Below are 17,340 nucleotides of genomic sequence, written 5' to 3'. Positions count from 1 at the left end.
GACGTGGGCCACGCCTCAAGGGAAAGCACCATGCAGAAGTCTCAAGCCTATGGTCAGCGCCTGTTGCGCGGGCAAGCACCCACCTACCAGCGCCTGCAGGCGCGATTTGCCGAAGACGGCCAGGCCGAGCCCTGCGGCCCGGTGACCCTGAACTGCGGCTGGGGCCGCATCCTGATCGGCCACACCTACGCCGATCCGGCGGAACTCGCCACCGATCTGCTCAACGAACAGGCCGGCGAGCGTGACATCGCGCTGTACGTCGCCGCACCGCATCAGGTGCTGGCGCACGCACCGCAACAGCTGTTCCTCGACCCCTCCGATACGCTGCGCATCTGGTTCACCGATTACCGCCCGGCACGCAAGGGCGTGCGCGGCTTCGGCGTACGTCGCGCACAGAGCGCCGCGGACTGGCAGGCGATCAATGGCCTTTACCAGTCGCGCGGCATGATGCCGGTCGACCCGGAACGCTGCACGCCGCGCGAGGAAGGCGGTCCGGTGTACTGGATCGCCGAGGACGAGAGTTCCGGGCAGGTCATCGGCAGCGTGATGGGCATCGATCATCACAAGGCGTTCAACGATCCCGAGCACGGTTCGAGCCTCTGGTGCCTGGCGGTTTCTCCCAGCTGCCCGCGACCGGGCGTCGGCGAGGTGCTGGTGCGTCACCTGATCGAACACTTCATGGGCCGTGGGCTGGCCTATCTCGACCTGTCGGTGCTGCACGACAACCAGCAGGCCAAGGCGCTGTACGCCAAGCTCGGCTTTCGCGACCTGCAGACCTTCACCGTCAAGCGCAAGAACAGCTTCAACCAGCCTCTGTTCCTCGGCCCGGGGCCGGAAGCCACGCTCAATCCGTACGCGCGCATCATCGTCGACGAAGCGCGCCGACGCGGCATCGAGATCGCCATCGACGACGCCGAGGCCGGGCTGTTCACCCTCACCCAGGGCGGCCGGCGGGTACGCTGCCGCGAGTCGCTGTCCGACCTGACCTCGGCGGTGAGCATGACGCTCTGCCAGGACAAGACGCTGACCCACCGCACGCTCGCACGTGCCGGCATCCAGCTGCCCGCACAGCAGCTGGCCGGCAGCGCGGCCGACAATGCGGCGTTTCTCGCCGAACATGGCAGCGTGGTGGTCAAGCCAGTGGACGGTGAGCAGGGCCAGGGCGTCGCCGTCGATCTGCGCAGCGTCGAGGAGATGCAGGAAGCCATCGAGCTGGCGCGCCAGTTCGACAGCCGCGTTCTGCTGGAAAGCTTCCACCCCGGCCAGGACCTGCGCATCGTCGTCATCGGCTACGAGGTGGTCGCGGCGGCGATTCGCCGGCCCGCCGAAGTCATTGGCGACGGGCGCAACAGCATCGGCGCACTGATCGAAGCCCAGAGCCGCCGGCGCCAGGCCGCCACCGGCGGCGAAAGCCGTATCCCGCTGGACGAGGAAACCCGCCGCTGCCTGCGCGACGCCGGGTTCGACCTGGACAGCGTGCTCGAGCAGGGTCAGCGCCTGGCCGTGCGCCGCACCGCCAACCTGCATACTGGCGGCACGCTGGAAGACGTCACCGCCCAGTTGCACCCCGAGCTGGTCGAGGCGGCCGTGCGCGCCGCGCGCGCACTGGACATTCCGGTGGTCGGGCTCGATCTGCTGGTGCCCGCCGTGGACCAGCCCGACTATGTGTTCATCGAAGCCAACGAGCGCGTCGGCCTGGCCAACCATCAGCCGCAACCGACAGCCGAGCGTTTCATCGACCTGCTCTTCCCGCTCAGCCAGAACAACGCCTGAGTCCCGCGCCGGCCCGCACGTCTCGCGTGCGGAGGCCGGCATTCATCCGGCCGCCTGCGGCCCCGACGGGAGCCTTCAATGACCGCAAGAACACCCGAACCCGATCTCAACTATCTGCAACGCGTGCTGCTGGAAATGCTCGCCATCCCCAGCCCCACCGGCTTCACCGACACCATCGTGCGCTATGTCGCCGAACGCCTGCAGGAGCTCGGCGTTCCCTTCGAGCTGACGCGTCGCGGCACCATCCGCGCGACGCTCAAGGGCCGCCGCGACAGCCCGGACCGCGCGGTGGCGGCGCACCTGGACACCATCGGCGCGATCGTCCGCGAGATCCAGCCCAGCGGGCGCCTCGGCCTGGCGCCGGTAGGCTGCTGGTCGAGCCGGTTCGCCGAGGGTAGCCGCGTCAGCGTATTCACCGACACCGGCGTGATCCGCGGCAGCGTGCTGCCATTGCTGGCATCCGGGCATGCCTTCAACACGGCGGTGGATGAGGCGCCGGTGAGCTGGGACCACGTCGAGCTGCGCCTGGATGCGTATACCTACAGTCGCGCCGAAACCTGCGCGCTGGGGGTCAACATCGGCGATTTCGTCGCCTTTGACCCGATGCCCGAATTCACCGAGAGTGGCTATATCAGTGCTCGCCACCTGGACGACAAGGCCGGCGTCGCGGCCCTGCTCGCCGCGCTCAAGGCCATCGTCGATAGCGGCCAGGAGCCGCCGATCGACTGCCATCCGCTGTTCACCATCACCGAGGAAACCGGCTCTGGCGCCGCCGGCGCGCTGCCGTGGGATGTCAGCGAATTCGTCGGCATCGATATCGCCCCGGCTGCCAAGGGCCAGGAATCCAGCGAGCACGCGGTCACCGTGGCCATGCAGGATTCCGGCGGCCCGTACGATTTTCATCTGTCGCGCCATCTGCTGCGCCTGGCCGGGGAGCAGGACATTCCGGTCCGTCGCGACCTGTTCCGCTACTACCACAGCGACGCGCAGTCGGCGATCGAAGCCGGCCACGATATCCGCACCGCGCTGCTGGCGTTCGGTTGCGACGCCACCCATGGCTACGAACGCACCCATATCGACAGCCTCTCGGCCCTGAGTCGCCTGTTGTGCAGCTACCTGCTCAGCCCGCCGGTGTTCGCCAGCGACGCGCAGCACGCCCAGGACTCGCTGGAGCGCTTCAGCCACCAGCTGGAGCACGACGCACAGATGGAGAACGACACCCGCGTGCCGGCGGTGGACTCGCTGGTCGGCCGTGACGCAGACGATCACCGGCAATAAAGAACGGCGGTGCGTGACCGGCTACCGGCTTCCGTGCCGCCGGGGTTGCCGCAGCGCGGCGCCTAGGCAAAGATAGCGCCGCAATCGCGCGGCATGATGGAAGGCCCGAGCCAGGGTCTGGGGCAGTTCGGCAGTCCCCCATTTCGTTGGCCGCCTTCCAGCACTTTCCTGCTGCCCGTTCCCGGAATCCGACCATGTTGCCGCGTCTCTGCCTGGCGATCCTGCTTTACTGTCTTTCGCCGCTGGCGTGGGCTTTCGCGCCCGCCTTGCTGGATTCCGCCGACGCGCGCCAGGCACTCGGCGAGCACACCTATTTCCTTGAGGACCCGCACGGCGAGCTGAGCGTCGAGCAGGTGCTCGCCCTGCCTACGGAGAGCTTCCAGCAGCTGACCGGCCGCCACGTCAACCAGGGCAAGAACGATTCGACCTGGTGGCTGCGGGTGCAGCTGGACAATCGTCTGGCCGGCGCGCTCGGCGGCTTCATCGAGATCAACTACCCGCTGCTGGACCATATCGAGCTGTACTTGCAGTACCCGGACGGCAGCCTCAGCCGGCAGTTGTCCGGCGACCATTACCCGTTCACCCAGCGTCCGGTGAAGATCGCCGACTTCTGGTTTCCGGTCGAACTGCCCACCGGCAACACCACCCTGCTGTTGCGTCTGAAGACCAGCAGCACCCTGTACGTGCCGCTGTATTTCAGCAGCTATACCGCCAGCGCCGCGGCCCAGGAAGAGCTGCTCGGCATGAGCGGTGCGTTCTACGGCGTGCTGTTCGCCATGTTCTGCTACAACCTGTTCCTGTTCGTCTCGCTGCGCGAGCCGGCGTACTTCTGGTACCTGATCTACAACCTCAACGTCGGCCTGTTCGCCCTGGCGTTCGATGGACTGCTGATCAAATGGCTGCCGGACAACAGCACCATCTCGACCTTCGGCATCTATCTGCTGATGTACAGCCACTGCCTGGTGGCGATCCAGTTCAGCCGGCATTTCCTGCATACCCGCGAGCACTTCCCGCACCTGGACCGCGGCTTGCGCGTGGCGCTGCTGGCAGCATTCGTCAGTCTGGCCTCCGGCGTGCTGCTGAGCCTGCATGTCTGGAGCATCCTGGCTAGCGTGGTGGTGATCGTCACCTCCATCGGCCTGCTCGCCACCGGCGCCTTCGTCTGGCGCAACGGCGTGCGCTACGGGCTGTACTACACGATCGCCTGGGGCGTGCTGCTCGCCTCGTTCATCATCGTGACCACCGGATCGCTGGGTTTCGAGGTGCTCGGGCTGTACGGCGCCTCGGTGGTCAAGGCGGCGGTGACGTTCGAGCTGATCACCCTCTCGCTGGGCCTGGCCGACCGCATCAACCGCCTCAAGGAAGAGGGATTCCGTTCGCGCCAGGCCGCCGAGCAGGCCCACAGCGAGAACGAAGCCAAGAGCCGCTTCCTCGCCAAGATGAGCCACGAGATCCGCACCCCGCTCAACGGGGTGCTGGGCATGCTGCAGCTGCTGCGCGAAACCCCGCTGGACCGCAGCCAGCGCTTCTACCTGGACACCATCACCAGCTCCGGCCATTCGCTGATGACGGTGATCAACGACATCCTCGACTATGCCCGCATCGGTTCGGGCAAGCTCAGCCTGGAAGACATCGAGTTCGACCTGGAAACGCTGATTTCCGAATCCATCAGCCTGCTCACGGCGCAGGCGCTGGACAAGCAGCTGAGTCTGCACGTTGGCCTGCAGCCGCATGTACCGCGCCGGGTCCGCGGCGATCCGACCCGCCTCAAGCAGATCCTCATGAACCTGTTGAGCAACGCGCTGAAGTTCACCGAGCAGGGCTACGTGCGCCTGGAAGTATCCTGCACCCATGAGGCGGATGGCTCGCCGTACCTGCGCTTCTGCGTCAGCGACAGCGGCATAGGCATGCGCGCCGAGGTGCTCGCCACGCTGTTCGAGTCGTTTTCCCAGGGCGATTCCAGCACCAGCCGCCGCTACGGCGGCAGCGGCCTGGGCCTGGCGATCAGCAAGGAGCTGGTGGAGATGATGCGCGGGCGCATCGAGGTGCAGAGCACACCGGGCGAAGGCAGCCGCTTCAGCTTCGAGATCCCGCTGCATGTCAGCGCACAGGACGACGATCCGATGATCACCTTGCTGGCCGGTCGGCCGGCGCTGCTGGCTTCGCTCGACGGCAACGGCGTCGATGCGCTGAGCCAGCTGCTGCAACGCTGGGGCATGCGCACCGAGCGCTGCCTGGAGCCGGAACGACTGCTCGACTATCTGAGCGACTACAGCGCCCCGCCGCTGCTGGTGCTGCAGGCGCCGTGGCCAGGCACGCCGGGCCAGTGGCTGGAACAGCTCGCGGCGCATCTGGAGACGAACCAGCGGGTTCTGCTGCTCTATCCACCGATACTGGAACAGCCGCAGCCCGTAGCCGGGCTGCGCATGGCCAGCCTGTCGCTGCCGCTGCAGAGCGCGCCGTTGCGTGATGCGCTGCAGACACTCTACGAGGACAACGTGCCGACGCCGGCCACGCCGGCGCCGGACGAGGTCGCCGGCAACCCGCCGTGCATTCTGGTCGCCGAAGACAATCCGGTGAACCAGATGGTCGTCCGCGGTCTGCTGCAGAAGCGTGGCTACACAGTGCGGCTGGCCGACAACGGGCGTCAGGCCGTGGAGTTGTATCGGCGCGATCCGGGTTCGGTCCGCCTGATCCTGATGGATTGCGAGATGCCCGAGGTCGACGGCTACGAGGCCAGCCGGCAGATCCGCGCGCTGGAAGCCGAACGGCAATGGCCGACGGTGCCGATCATCGCCGTCACCGCCCATGTGCTGGCCGAGCATCGCCAGCGCGGCCTCGCCGCCGGCATGAACGACTTCATCGGCAAGCCGCTGGAAAGCCAGCAACTCTATGCCTGCCTGGACGATTACCTGCACGATGCCACGAGCCCGCCGGTAGAATCCTCGCCCCGCCCTCGCTGATCGGATCCGCGATGCTGATTCCCTACGACCTGCTCGAACCGGACACCCTCACCCGCCTGATCGAGGATTTCGTCACCCGCGACGGCACCGACAACGGTGACGAGACCCCGCTGGATACCCGTGTCGCCCGCGTACGACGCGCGCTGGACAAGGGCGAGGCGGTGATCGTGTTCGACGCCGACAGCCAGCAATGCCAGCTGGCGCTGCGCCATGAGGTCCCGCGGGAATGGCTCGAATGAGCCGCTCAGCTGAATAGCGAGCTTTCGCGCTCCCACGCACAGCGCAGGCGCAGTTCGCTCTGCTGCGGGTTGTGGCTGCCGGTCTCGGTTTCCCAGCGGAAGGTGTGCGCACCGGCGAGTTCGGTCTCCAAATGGACCACCGCGCTGCTCCAGTAGAGCTGCCGGAGCAGCGCCTCGAAGTGCTCGACCCACAGCGCCCACTCGTACTCCACGGCGCGATAGCTGGCGCCGAAGTGAATCACCTGGGTCTGATACAGGCCCTGCTCCGCCTCGCTGCAGTAGGAGAACATCTCACGACCAATGAACGGCCAGGCTTCGCCGTGCGGCAGTGCGCGCAACACCTTGCGGTTGCTGACGCGGCGGCGCAGGCATTGCTCCGGGTCGGCCGAAGGCCAGTCACGGATGCAGCCATAAACGATGGATTCGGACTCCACGCAGTTACTCCGGTGCGGCAGGCCAGGAAAGGTCGAGCTTTCTAGCACAGCGTAACGGGACGGTCATCCGCGTCTTCTCGCGAGTTCGAACCGTGCCACAACGCCTACGCCAGACGCAGCCCGTGCCAGCCGACTGCTAGGACTGACGCGGCTTGAGCCGTGTGGCCAGCACCGCCATGCAGACTGCCATGCCCGCCAGCACCAGGAACGGCAGACGATAGCCACCGGACAGATCGCGCCCGAGCCCGGCCAGCACCGGCGTCAGGCAGGCCAGGCTGTAGCCGGTGCAGAGCATCATCGCCGTCAGCCGGCTGACCGCCAGCGGCGTGCTCGCCTCGTACATGGGCAACACCAGTGCCAACGAGAAGCTCGCATTGAGCACCACGCCCAGCAGCATGCAGACCAGCAGCGGCTGCCACTGCGGCACCAAGGCGATGGCACTCAGGCAAAGCGTCGCCAGCACGCCCGAGCCACACATCAGCAGGTGCCGCTGACCAAAGCGCTGCGCCAGCCACGGCGCGATGAAGGAACTCGGCAGGCCGATCATCATGAAGGCGCTGAAGAAGCCGTTGCTGTGCAGCATGCTGAAGCCCACTTCGTGATAGCGCGCGACCAGCCAGGTCGCCAGCGCGTAGAACAGCCCGGCCTGCAGCGCGAAGTACAGGCTGATCAGCCAGGCACGCGGCACGCGCCAGGGCAGCCCGGCACGCTGCTCCGGCGCCACGTCCGGCTGGTTCGGCAGACGCCACCACAGCGCCAGCGCGGCGAATGCCGGCAAGGCCCACAGCGCCAAGCCCCAGGTCCACTGGTGACCGAACAGCTCGCTCGCCGGCGCGGTGACCACCGCACCCAGCGTGCCACCCACGGCCATGCCCAGCGAATACCAGGCGGCGGCCTGGCCGATCCGCTCGAGGAAGTAGCGTTTGATGAAGCCCGACAGCAACGGCCCCGCCACCGCGATGCCGGCGCCGACCAGTGCGGCGGTCAGAATCAGCAGCGACGCCTGCTCGCCGAACAGCCGTAGCAGCAAGGCTACCGCGATCAATCCGAGGCACAGGCCGATACTGCGCTCCAGGCCGAAGCGCAGCGCCAGCCGCGGAGCCAGCGGCGCCAGCAGGCCCATCAGCAGTACCGGCAACGCGGTGGTCAGGCTGATGGTGCTGCGGGTGAGGCCGAGTTCGATGGCGATCTGTTCGATCAGGGGGGCGAAGGAGGTGATACCAGGGCGCAGGTTGACAGCCGCCAGCAGCAGCGCGGCCATTAGCACCCAGCGGGAGGGTCTGTTCACAGCGGTTCCAACAGTCATGGCAGGCGCCGGGGAGGCCACCCTACTCCCAGCCCCGGGCGCCGACAAGCCTCTTGAACCGATCGGTCAGCTTCCGACCTTGCTGCGCTTCTTCTCGGCCAATGCGGCCATTTCATCGTAGATCGCCTGCGGATTCTGTTGCTTGATCCGCCAGGCGATACGTCCTTCCTCGTGCGGCAGAATCATGAATTCGCCTGCGGCCACTCGCTGGTGGATGTAGTCGGCGATATCCGCCGCGGTGATCGGCGAGGCCTCCAGCAACTTGCCGATCTGCGCCTTCATGTGTGGCGTCGGGCCGCGATAGGAGTCCAGCAGATTGGTCTGGAAGAACGACGGACACACCACGTGCACACCGATCTCTTGCTGGCGCAGTTCCACCAGCAGACTTTCCGACAGCGCCACCACACCGGCCTTGGCGACGTTGTAGTTACTCATGCCCGGCGCCTGCATGAGCGCAGCCATCGAGGCGATATTGATGAGCGTGCCACGACTCTTCTGCAGGAGCGGAAGGAACGCCTTGCACCCCTTGACCACGCCCATCAGGTTGATTGCGATCTGCCAGTCCCAATCCTCCAGCGACAGCTCGCTGAAGAAGCCGCCCGACGCTACGCCGGCGTTGTTCACCACGATGTCGATGCCACCGAGCTTGTCTTCGCAGGCCTGAGCGAAGGCGATCAGCTGGCTGTAGTCGCGCACATCGCACCGCTGGACGAAGCCGTCGCCGCCGACGGCGCGAACCATTTCCAGGGTCTGCGCCAGCCCCGCCTCGTTGATGTCGGACAGCGCCAGGCGCCAGCCGTCGCGCGCCCAGCGCAGGGCGATCTCGCGGCCCAGCCCGGAGCCCGCTCCGGTAACCATCATGCGGTTCTGATTCATCGTGCAGCCCTCGTTATCCGATTCAATGGCAGCGAGTCTAGCGAAAGGCATCTGGCCGCCCGGCATCCATCAGGGCGCTGAATGACCGGAACAAACCGCCAGGCGGATCGCTGGCACGGCGCGCGAAGGGCAACAGCCGGGTCGCTTTTTCGGCGGGCATGAAAAAGGCAGCCCGCAGGCTGCCTCTTTTTTACATCACGGACGATCGTCAGTGAGCAACGGCTCCCGTTGCACCCAGACCGGTCTGCGAACGCACGAACTGCGGGAAGAAGCGGGCACGCTCGTCGCTGGCCATCGTCGACTTGTCGGTGATCGAGAAGAACCAGATACCGATGAAGGCCACAGCTACCGAGAACAGCGCCGGGTAGGAGTACGGGAAGATCGCCTCGGCGTTGCCCAGCACCTGCACCCACACGGTCGGGCTGAGGATGGTCAGGATCAGCGCGGTGAACAGGCCCAGGGAACCACCGATCAGCGCACCGCGAGTGGTCAGGTTCTTCCAGTACATGGAGAGGAACAGGACCGGGAAGTTGCAGCTGGCGGCGATGGAGAAGGCCAGACCCACCATGAAGGCGATGTTCTGCTTCTCGAAGGCCACACCGAGGATGATCGCGACCACGCCCAGAGCCAGGGTGGTGCGCTTGGTCACCTTCATCTCGTCCTCTTCCTTGGCCTTGCCCTTCTTGATCACGCAGGCGTACAGGTCGTGAGACACGGCCGAAGCACCTGCCAGGGTCAGACCGGCAACCACCGCCAGGATGGTGGCGAAGGCCACAGCGGAGATGAAGCCGAGGAACAGGTTACCGCCAACCGCGTTGGCCAGGTGCACGGCCACCATGTTGGTGCCGCCGATGATGGCGCCAGTGGCGTCCTGGTATTCCGGATTGGTGCTGACCAGCAGGATCGCGCCGAAACCGATGATGAAGGTCAGGATATAGAAGTAGCCGATGAACCCAGTGGCGTAGAACACGCTCTTGCGGGCTTCCTTGGCATCGGAGACGGTGAAGAAGCGCATCAGGATGTGCGGCAGGCCAGCAGTACCGAACATCAGCGCCAGACCCAGGGAGATCGCCGAAACCGGATCGGTTACCAGACCGCCCGGGCTCATGATGGCTTCGCCCTTGGTGTGGATCTTCACGGCTTCGGAGAACAGGGTGCCGAAGTCGAAGCCCACATGCTTCATTACCATGATGGCCATGAAGCTGGCGCCGGACAGCAGCAGTACAGCCTTGATGATCTGTACCCAGGTGGTCGCCAGCATGCCGCCGAACAGCACATAGCAAACCATCAGCACGCCGACCAGAACCACCGCAACGATGTAGTCCAGGCCGAACAGCAGCTGGATCAGCTTGCCGGCACCGACCATCTGGGCGATCAGGTAGAAGGCCACCACGGTCAGCGATCCCATCGCCGACAGGATGCGGATCTGGGTCTGACCGAGGCGATAGGACGCCACGTCGGAGAAGGTGAACTTGCCCAGGTTACGCAGGCGCTCGGCCATCAGGAACAGGATCAGCGGCCAGCCGACCAGGAAGCCGATGGAGTAGATCAGGCCGTCATAGCCACTGGTGAACACCAGAGCGGAAATACCCAGGAACGACGCAGCGGACATGTAGTCGCCGGCGATCGCCAGGCCGTTCTGGAAGCCGGTGATGCTGCCGCCGGCGGTGTAGTAGTCGGACGTGGAGGTGTTGCGCTTGGCCGCCCACTTGGTGATACCCATCGTGAAGGCGATGAACACCACGAACATGACGATGGCGGTCCAGTTGGTCGCCTGCTTCTGGACTTCGCCGGTGAGGGCTTCTCCCGCCAGCAGCATCGGGGAGGCTGCCAGTAGTGCGGCAGCGGACAGCAAACGAGCGATCATTATTTTTGGGCCTCGTTGAGGATTTCCTGGTTGATACGGTCGAACTCGCCGTTGGCGCGCTGCACGTAGACTCCCGTCAGGCCGATGGCCAGGAAGATCAGGCCCAGGCCGGCAGGAATTCCCCAGGTGGTAACGGTTTGCGCACTGAGCTTGACGCCCAGCAGATGGGGTTCGAAAGCGATCACCAGAATGAAGGCAAAATAGGCTGCCAGCATGATGATCGAAAGCATCCAGGCAAAACGGCCACGCTTGGCGACCAGCTCCTGGAAGCGGGGGTTGTTATAGATCTGCTGGTAAGCATTGTCGTTATTGTGCATTGCAACTGTCTCCACGATCATTTGCCCCCCAATGAGGACAGGGTGGCTACTTTAGGGCCGGATCGGCTGAATTCCACCCGACTTTGGTCTGACTTCGAGCGGCGCAAAGCAGCGAGCTAGAGCCAGCCAAACACCCTGAAACATTCTGCAAGCCTTATTTCACGGGGCTTCCAGCGTTTCGGAACAGTATTTGCTGGACATGACTAAAGTCATTCTTAGGCACGCCATGTCGCCTAAAGGCGTATACGTTCGAGGTAGCTGCGACGCGCCGACAAACGCCCGGTGACGCCGTTCTGCTGCTACCGGCGAAACGATGTCTAGCGACGCAGATCAAACCAATCGCGGGGCTGCGTGTCTGAGCCAGGCCCGCACCGGTAACGACGAAACGCCGGAACGATGCACAGGAAGGGCTGCACGGCTCGACCCCGCATGACTGCCGCCGCGCAGGTCGCTTTATGGAGAATTCGCATGCCGCTGCTGCCGCTCATCGCCCTGCTGGTCGCCTGCGTACTGCCAGTGCAGGCCGCCGACCTCGGTGCCGCCGAATATGGCTTTCCGCTGGACAATCCGTTCGAGGCGACCATCGCCACGACCCCGCTCGAACTGCGTCCGGCGGTGCCGGCCGACGACGAGATCGATCAGGCCGACTACAGCCTGCGCCTGCGCCCGGAGCGCGAATTCACGCTGCCGGACAACTTCTGGCCAGTAAAACGCCTGGGCTACCGGCTCGCACGTCAGGCCGGTCCAGCGCCCCTGATCTTCATCATCTCCGGTACGGGCGCGCATTACGCCAACGGCAAGACCGAGGCGCTCAAGCGGCTGTTCTACGGCGCCGGCTTCCACGTGGTGCAGCTCTCCTCGCCCACCAGTTACGACTTCATGGCCGCCGCCTCGCGCTATGCCACGCCGGGCCTGAGCCAGGACGACGCCAAGGACCTCTACCGGGTCATGCAGGCCGTGCGTGCACAACAGCGCAAATTGCCGGTGACCGAGTTCCACCTGCTCGGCTACAGCCTGGGCGCGCTGCACGCCGCCTTCGTCAGCCAGCTCGACGAGACGCGGCAGAGCTTCGGCTTCAAGCGCGTGCTGCTGCTCAACCCGCCGGTCAACCTCTATACCTCGATCAGCAACCTGGACAAGCTGGTGCAGACCCGGGTCGAAGGCATCGACAACAACACCACGTTCTACGAGGTCGTGCTGGACAAGCTGACCCGCTACTACCGCCACAAGGGCTACATCGACCTCGACGAAGCCATGCTCTACGACTTTCAGCAGTCGCCACTGCGGCTCAGCGACGAGCAGATGGCGATGCTGATCGGCACGGTGTTCCGCTTCTCCGCAGCAGACATCGCCTTTACCTCGGACCTGATCAACCGTCGCGGACTGATCACTCCGCCCGACTACCCGATCGACGAAGGCACCAGCCTGGAACCGTTCCTCAAGCGCGCGCTGCTATGCGACTTCGACTGCTACATCGTCGAACAGCTGATTCCCATGTGGCGCGCGCAGTACGACGGCGGCAGCCTCACCCAGATGATCGAGCAGGTGAGCCTCTACGCGCTCGAGGACTACCTGCGCAGCGCCGACAAGATTGCCGTGATGCACAACGCCGATGATCTGATCCTCGGCCCCGGCGACATCGGCTTTCTGCGGCGCACCTTCGGCGAGCGGCTGACGCTGTACCCGCGCGGTGGGCACTGCGGCAACCTCAACTACCGCGTTAACACCGCGCAGATGCTGGAGTTCTTCCGTGGCTAGGTTCTCATTGCTGTTGCCGCTGCTGCTCGCCAGTGCCGCGGCCTGGGGCGAAACCTCGAACATCGACGAGGATGGCTTCACCTACCCGCTGCGCGATCTCGAATTCAATCCCGGTCTCGACCAGCGGGAGTTCGAGCGCGCAACCTTCAAGGCGCTGGACGTCTATGACCCCTTCGAGTCGTTCAACCGGCGCATGTACCACTTCAACTACCGGCTGGACCAGTGGGTGATGCTGCCGGTGGTGCGCGGCTACGTTTACGTCACCCCCCGCCTGGTGCGCACCGGGGTGAGCAACTTCTTCAGCAACCTCGGTGAGCTGCCGACCCTGGCCAACAGCGTGCTGCAGCTCAAGGGCGAGCGGGCGATGAACGCGACGGCACGCTTTCTGTTCAACACCATCATCGGTGTCGCCGGCCTGTGGGACCCGGCGACACGCATGGGCCTGCCTCGCCAGCCGGAGGATTTCGGCCAGACGCTGGGGCATTATGGCGTCCCCAGCGGCCCGTACCTGATTCTCCCGGCACTCGGCCCGTCCAACCTGCGCGACAGCACCGGACTGGTCACCGACTTCGCCATCGAACGGCAGGTGGACTATTTCGGCTACGCCGAGGCTAGCGGCGGGCAGTTCGGCCTGACGGCGCTGCGCGTGGTGGATATCCGCTACAGCACCGACTTCCGCTACGGCCAGCTCAACTCACCGTTCGAGTATGAAAAGGTGCGCTACGTCTACAGCCGGGCGCGTGATCTGCAGATTGCGGAATGATCCATAGGATCAGCCGCGCCGCTTTCTACGCCGACCGTAGAGGCTCGGCTCGCCTTCTGGACGCGTCTTGAAGCGCCGATGCGCCCAGAGGTATTGCTCCGGCAGCGCGCCGACCGCTTCCTCGACCCATTGATTGATGCGCCGGCAGTCGGCCTCTTCATTCTCGCCTGGGAAATTCTCTAGCGGTGGATGAATCACCAGTCGATAGCCCGAGCCGTCGGCCAGACGCTCCTGAGTGAACGGCACCACCAGCGCCCGCCCCAGGCGCGCGAACTTGGTGGTGGCGGTGACGGTTGCCGCCTGGATGCCGAACAGCGGCACGAACAGGCTCTGCTTGCGCCCGTAGTCCTGATCCGGCGCGTACCAGATGGCGCGGCCGGCGCGCAGCACCTTGAGCATGGCGCGCACGTCCTCACGCTCAATGGCGGTGGCGTCGCGATTGTGCCGTTCGCGCCCGCGACGCTGGATGAAATCGAACAGCGGGTTCTTGTGCTCGCGGTACATGCCGTCGATGGTGTGGCGCTGGCCCAGCAACGCGGCACCGATCTCCAGCGTGGTGAAATGCAGCGCCATCAGGATCACGCCCTGCCCCGCCGCCTGTGCGCGCTGCAGGTGTTCCAGCCCCTCGACATGCGCCAGGCGCTGCAGGCGTGCTTGCGGCCACCACCAGCTCATGGCCATCTCGAAGAAGGCGATGCCGGTGGAAGCGAAGTTTTCCTTCAGCAGCCGCTCGCGCTGCTCCTGGCTCAGTTCAGGGAAGCACAGCTCCAGGTTGCGCCGCGCGATTTTCCGGCGCGAACCGGCGACGGCATACATCAACCGGCCAAGCAGACGCCCCAGACACAACAGCCACGGATACGGCAATTGCACCAGCAGCCAGAGCAACCCCAGCCCCAGCCAGAGCAGCCAGAAACGCGGATGCAGGAAGTACGGGCGAAAGTGAGGACGTTCCATAGCGAGCTCGAAGCGGGTGAAGCCGCGCATTCTATCGGGAAAAACGCTGCAAAGCCGAGCCGCTGGCCCCGGCGGCAGTCCATGTTCGCTGTTGCAGGCCGCGCCGCACCCCGCTATAAGTCCTCGCCATTTACCGCCGCAGGCAGACCATGAGCCAAGCCGACTCCTCTCCCCACGCCCCCGTCTTCCAGCTCAAGGGCAGCATGCTCGCCATCACCGTGCTGGAGATTGTCCGCAACGACCTCGACGCCCTCGACGAACAGCTGGCGGCCAAGGTCGAGCAGGCACCAGACTTCTTCAACAACACACCGCTGGTACTGGCCCTGGACAAGCTCCCCGCCGATGGTGCGGATGTCGACCTCGCCGCCCTGATCGCGCTATGCCGCAAGCACGGCCTGCGCACACTGGCGGTTCGTGCCGCCCAGCCGGTCTATATCAGCGCTGCCGAGGGGCTCGATATCCCGGTGCTGCCGCCCTCCGGCGCACGCGAGCGCAAGGTCGACCTGGCGAGCAAGACACCTGCCAAACCCGCCGAACCGGTCTATCGCCCGACGCGTGTGGTGACCACGCCGATCCGCGGCGGCCAGCAGGTCTATGCCCAGGGCGGCGACCTGATCGTGCTCGCCGCGGTCAGCCCCGGCGCGGAACTTCTCGCCGATGGCAACATCCATGTGTACGGTCCGCTGCGCGGGCGCGCGCTGGCGGGCATCAAGGGCGACGCCAATGCGCGCATTTTCTGCCAGCAACTGGCCGCCGAGATGATCTCGATCGCCGGTCAGTACAAGGTGGCCGAAGACCTGCGCCGCGAGCCGCTGTGGGCCGAATCGGTGCAGATCCGGCTCGCCGGCGACGTGTTGAACATCACCCGCCTTTAACGGATACTTCCGCGAATTTTTCCGCACCGAAATGGCTTCCCGCGCCGCTCAGGCCGACGAGGCCGATTTTTCACATTTAGGGTGAAGCACCTTGGCCAAGATCCTCGTAGTCACTTCCGGCAAAGGTGGCGTCGGCAAGACCACCACCAGCGCCGCCATCGGAACCGGCCTCGCTCTGCGCGGGCACAAGACCGCCGTGGTCGACTTCGACGTCGGCCTGCGTAATCTGGACCTGATCATGGGCTGCGAGCGTCGCGTGGTTTACGACTTCGTCAACGTCATCAATGGCGACGCGACCCTCGGCCAGGCCTTGATCAAGGACAAGCGCCTGGAGAACCTCTACGTCCTCGCCGCCAGCCAGACCCGCGACAAGGACGCCCTGACGCTCGAAGGCGTCGGCAAGGTGATCGACGAGCTGAGCAAGACTTTCGAGTACGTGATCTGCGACTCCCCGGCCGGTATCGAAAAGGGTGCGCATCTGGCCATGTACTACGCCGACGAAGCCATCGTCGTGACCAACCCGGAAGTATCGTCGGTACGCGACTCCGACCGCATGCTCGGCCTGCTGGCCAGCAAATCGCGCCGCGCCGAGAACGGCCAGGAGCCGATCAAGGAGCACCTGTTGCTGACTCGCTACAACCCCGAGCGCGTCAACAAGGGCGAAATGCTCGGCGTCGAAGACGTCGAGGAAATCCTTTCCATCCGCCTGCTCGGCGTGATCCCGGAATCCCAGGCGGTGCTCAAGGCTTCCAACCAGGGCATCCCGGTGATCCTCGACGACCAGAGCGACGCAGGCCAGGCCTATAGCGACGCCGTAGACCGTCTGCTCGGCAAGGAAGTGGCCCACCGCTTCCTCGACGTGAAGAAGCCCGGCTTCCTGCAGCGACTCTTTGGAGGCCGCGAATGAACCTTTTCGATTTCTTTCGCGAGCGCAAGAAGAAGGAAACGCCCGCCGCCATCGCGAAGGAGCGTCTGCAGATCATCGTTGCGCATGAACGCGGCCAGCGCACCCAGCCGGACTACCTGCCTGCACTGCAGAAGGAGCTGGTGGAGGTGATCCGCAAGTACGTCAACATCGATCAGGATCAGGTCCAGGTGGCGCTGGAGGACCAGGGCAGCTGCTCGATCCTCGAGCTGAACATCACCCTGCCGGATCGCTGAGCGACCCGGTTGTTTCAGGAACGGCGGCCTCGGGCCGCCGTCTTCGTTTGTGGAAAAGCACATGCCGCTAAGCAACATCGAGATCGTCCATCAGGACGCCGCCCTGCTGGTGATCAACAAGCCTACCCTGCTGCTCTCGGTGCCCGGCCGCGCCGAGGATAATCGCGATTGCCTGGTGACCCGTCTGCAGGAAAACGGCTACCCCGAAGCGCGCATCGTGCACCGGCTGGACTGGGAAACCTCGGGCTTGATCGTGCTCGCCCGGGATGCCGACAGTCACCGCGAGCTGTCTCGTCAGTTTCACGATCGTGAAACCGAAAAAGCCTATACGGCGCTATGCTGGGGCCAGCCGGAGCAGGACAGCGGCAGTATCGACCTGCCGCTGCGCTACGACCCGCCGACCAAGCCACGGCACGTCGTCGATCACGAGCTGGGCAAACACGCGCTGACTTTCTGGCGCATCCTCGAACGCTGCGGTGATCACTGCCGCGTCGAACTGACACCGATCACCGGTCGTTCGCATCAGCTGCGCGTACACATGCTATCCATCGGCCATCCGCTGCTCGGCGACCGCCTCTACGCGCACGAGCAGGCCCTGCAGGCACACGAGCGTCTGTGCCTGCATGCCAGCATGCTGACGCTGACCCACCCGCAGACCGGCGAACGCCTGCGCTTCGACTGCGCGGCGCCGTTCTGAACGGGCAACCCCTAGCGCCGGCCAATCGCGCAGACCGCCCGGGGTCGATGCGGTAGACTTCGCGCCATTGCAGTCCGGA

Annotated in this window: 16 protein-coding genes; 10 read left to right on the top strand and 6 right to left on the bottom strand. The window is 65.1% G+C overall.

The annotated features are described in order from the left end of the window. Nucleotides 1–30 precede the first annotated feature (30 nt). The 4 genes from ngg (at nucleotide 31) to U8L64_RS04785 (ending at nucleotide 6,253) form a co-directional block, all read left to right on the top strand. Nucleotides 31–1,773, top strand: a complete 1,743-nt coding sequence (gene ngg / locus U8L64_RS04800) for an N-acetylglutaminylglutamine synthetase (RefSeq protein WP_234302637.1) — start codon at nucleotides 31–33, stop codon at nucleotides 1,771–1,773. Nucleotides 1,774–1,851: 78 nt separating this feature from the next. Further along, nucleotides 1,852–3,051 carry an osmoprotectant NAGGN system M42 family peptidase gene (locus U8L64_RS04795; protein ID WP_273527118.1) on the top strand — a complete coding sequence of 400 codons (1,200 nt, stop codon included), beginning with the start codon at nucleotides 1,852–1,854 and terminating at the stop codon, nucleotides 3,049–3,051. Between the two features lie 194 nt (nucleotides 3,052–3,245). After that, entirely contained in the window at nucleotides 3,246–6,014 is a 2,769-nt protein-coding gene (locus U8L64_RS04790) for a hybrid sensor histidine kinase/response regulator (protein ID WP_054095114.1), read from the top strand. Nucleotides 6,015–6,025: 11 nt separating this feature from the next. Continuing rightward, a complete protein-coding gene (locus U8L64_RS04785; RefSeq protein WP_043299293.1) occupies nucleotides 6,026–6,253 on the top strand; it encodes a YheU family protein in 228 nt (75 codons plus the stop codon). Nucleotides 6,254–6,258: 5 nt separating this feature from the next. On the opposite strand, the gene U8L64_RS04780 is transcribed toward U8L64_RS04785, so the two are convergent. The 5 genes from U8L64_RS04780 to U8L64_RS04760 all read right to left on the bottom strand — a co-directional run bounded on the left by U8L64_RS04780 (nucleotide 6,259) and on the right by U8L64_RS04760 (nucleotide 11,053). Further along, nucleotides 6,259–6,687, bottom strand: a complete 429-nt coding sequence (locus U8L64_RS04780; protein ID WP_043299291.1) for a hypothetical protein — start codon at nucleotides 6,685–6,687, stop codon at nucleotides 6,259–6,261. A gap of 136 nt (nucleotides 6,688–6,823) precedes the next feature. Further along, on the bottom strand, nucleotides 6,824–7,948 hold the full coding sequence (locus U8L64_RS04775; protein WP_043299290.1) for an MFS transporter: 1,125 nt from the start codon (nucleotides 7,946–7,948) through the stop codon (nucleotides 6,824–6,826). Nucleotides 7,949–8,059: 111 nt separating this feature from the next. Continuing rightward, nucleotides 8,060–8,869: an SDR family oxidoreductase gene (locus tag U8L64_RS04770; protein WP_043299289.1), complete on the bottom strand. Its 810-nt coding sequence runs from the start codon at nucleotides 8,867–8,869 to the stop codon at nucleotides 8,060–8,062. 208 nt (nucleotides 8,870–9,077) lie between these two features. Further along, nucleotides 9,078–10,736 (bottom strand): cation acetate symporter, encoded by a 1,659-nt coding sequence (locus U8L64_RS04765; protein WP_043299287.1) that lies wholly within the window; start codon nucleotides 10,734–10,736, stop codon nucleotides 9,078–9,080. Further along, nucleotides 10,736–11,053: a DUF485 domain-containing protein gene (locus U8L64_RS04760; protein ID WP_003287476.1), complete on the bottom strand. Its 318-nt coding sequence runs from the start codon at nucleotides 11,051–11,053 to the stop codon at nucleotides 10,736–10,738. Before U8L64_RS04760 ends, U8L64_RS04765 begins: the two co-directional genes overlap by 1 nt. 468 nt (nucleotides 11,054–11,521) lie before the next feature. Here U8L64_RS04760 and U8L64_RS04755 point away from each other — a divergent pair, with 468 nt between their 5' ends. Both U8L64_RS04755 and U8L64_RS04750 read left to right on the top strand, forming a co-directional pair. Beyond that, a complete protein-coding gene (locus U8L64_RS04755) occupies nucleotides 11,522–12,811 on the top strand; it encodes a serine/threonine protein kinase (protein WP_167137288.1) in 1,290 nt (429 codons plus the stop codon). 7 nt (nucleotides 12,812–12,818) lie between these two features. Continuing rightward, nucleotides 12,819–13,574, top strand: a complete 756-nt coding sequence (locus U8L64_RS04750) for an MlaA family lipoprotein (RefSeq protein WP_333394589.1) — start codon at nucleotides 12,819–12,821, stop codon at nucleotides 13,572–13,574. Nucleotides 13,575–13,583: 9 nt separating this feature from the next. Here U8L64_RS04750 and U8L64_RS04745 read toward each other — a convergent pair whose 3' ends face one another. Then, nucleotides 13,584–14,528: a lipid A biosynthesis lauroyl acyltransferase gene (locus U8L64_RS04745; RefSeq protein ID WP_043299282.1), complete on the bottom strand. Its 945-nt coding sequence runs from the start codon at nucleotides 14,526–14,528 to the stop codon at nucleotides 13,584–13,586. 149 nt (nucleotides 14,529–14,677) lie between these two features. Between U8L64_RS04745 and minC the strand changes: the two genes are divergently transcribed. From minC to U8L64_RS04725, 4 genes are all read left to right on the top strand, one after another. Next, nucleotides 14,678–15,403, top strand: a complete 726-nt coding sequence (gene minC / locus U8L64_RS04740; protein WP_333394450.1) for a septum site-determining protein MinC — start codon at nucleotides 14,678–14,680, stop codon at nucleotides 15,401–15,403. A gap of 91 nt (nucleotides 15,404–15,494) precedes the next feature. Further along, nucleotides 15,495–16,310 (top strand): septum site-determining protein MinD, encoded by an 816-nt coding sequence (gene minD / locus U8L64_RS04735; RefSeq protein ID WP_008570733.1) that lies wholly within the window; start codon nucleotides 15,495–15,497, stop codon nucleotides 16,308–16,310. Continuing rightward, nucleotides 16,307–16,564 carry a cell division topological specificity factor MinE gene (gene minE / locus U8L64_RS04730; protein ID WP_003287467.1) on the top strand — a complete coding sequence of 86 codons (258 nt, stop codon included), beginning with the start codon at nucleotides 16,307–16,309 and terminating at the stop codon, nucleotides 16,562–16,564. The genes minD and minE overlap by 4 nt, the downstream gene beginning before the upstream one ends. A 61-nt stretch (nucleotides 16,565–16,625) precedes the next feature. Further along, nucleotides 16,626–17,261, top strand: a complete 636-nt coding sequence (locus tag U8L64_RS04725) for an RluA family pseudouridine synthase (protein WP_008570735.1) — start codon at nucleotides 16,626–16,628, stop codon at nucleotides 17,259–17,261. The last annotated feature ends 79 nt before the right edge of the window (nucleotides 17,262–17,340 follow it).

Source organism: Pseudomonas sp. FIP_A4 (genome assembly GCF_036701605.1).
In the GTDB taxonomy this organism is placed as follows: domain Bacteria; phylum Pseudomonadota; class Gammaproteobacteria; order Pseudomonadales; family Pseudomonadaceae; genus Stutzerimonas; species Stutzerimonas phenolilytica.
The sequence above is the reverse complement of the archived record's forward strand: the minus strand, read 5'-3'. Positions and strand labels throughout refer to the sequence as shown.

Bases quoted from the DNA above. Each gene is read 5' to 3' on its own strand.
- U8L64_RS04775 (WP_043299290.1), bottom strand. From the start codon at position 7,948: ATGGCCGCGCTGCTGCTGGCGGCTGTCAACCTGCGCCCTGGTATCACC.
- U8L64_RS04765 (WP_043299287.1), bottom strand. From the start codon at position 10,736: ATGATCGCTCGTTTGCTGTCCGCTGCCGCACTACTGGCAGCCTCCCCG.
- U8L64_RS04755 (WP_167137288.1), top strand. From the start codon at position 11,522: ATGCCGCTGCTGCCGCTCATCGCCCTGCTGGTCGCCTGCGTACTGCCA.
- minC (WP_333394450.1), top strand. From the start codon at position 14,678: ATGAGCCAAGCCGACTCCTCTCCCCACGCCCCCGTCTTCCAGCTCAAG.
- U8L64_RS04770 (WP_043299289.1), bottom strand. From the start codon at position 8,869: ATGAATCAGAACCGCATGATGGTTACCGGAGCGGGCTCCGGGCTGGGC.
- U8L64_RS04785 (WP_043299293.1), top strand. From the start codon at position 6,026: ATGCTGATTCCCTACGACCTGCTCGAACCGGACACCCTCACCCGCCTG.
- minE (WP_003287467.1), top strand. From the start codon at position 16,307: ATGAACCTTTTCGATTTCTTTCGCGAGCGCAAGAAGAAGGAAACGCCC.
- ngg (WP_234302637.1), top strand. From the start codon at position 31: ATGCAGAAGTCTCAAGCCTATGGTCAGCGCCTGTTGCGCGGGCAAGCA.
- U8L64_RS04790 (WP_054095114.1), top strand. From the start codon at position 3,246: ATGTTGCCGCGTCTCTGCCTGGCGATCCTGCTTTACTGTCTTTCGCCG.
- U8L64_RS04760 (WP_003287476.1), bottom strand. From the start codon at position 11,053: ATGCACAATAACGACAATGCTTACCAGCAGATCTATAACAACCCCCGC.
- U8L64_RS04795 (WP_273527118.1), top strand. From the start codon at position 1,852: ATGACCGCAAGAACACCCGAACCCGATCTCAACTATCTGCAACGCGTG.
- U8L64_RS04745 (WP_043299282.1), bottom strand. From the start codon at position 14,528: ATGGAACGTCCTCACTTTCGCCCGTACTTCCTGCATCCGCGTTTCTGG.
- U8L64_RS04725 (WP_008570735.1), top strand. From the start codon at position 16,626: ATGCCGCTAAGCAACATCGAGATCGTCCATCAGGACGCCGCCCTGCTG.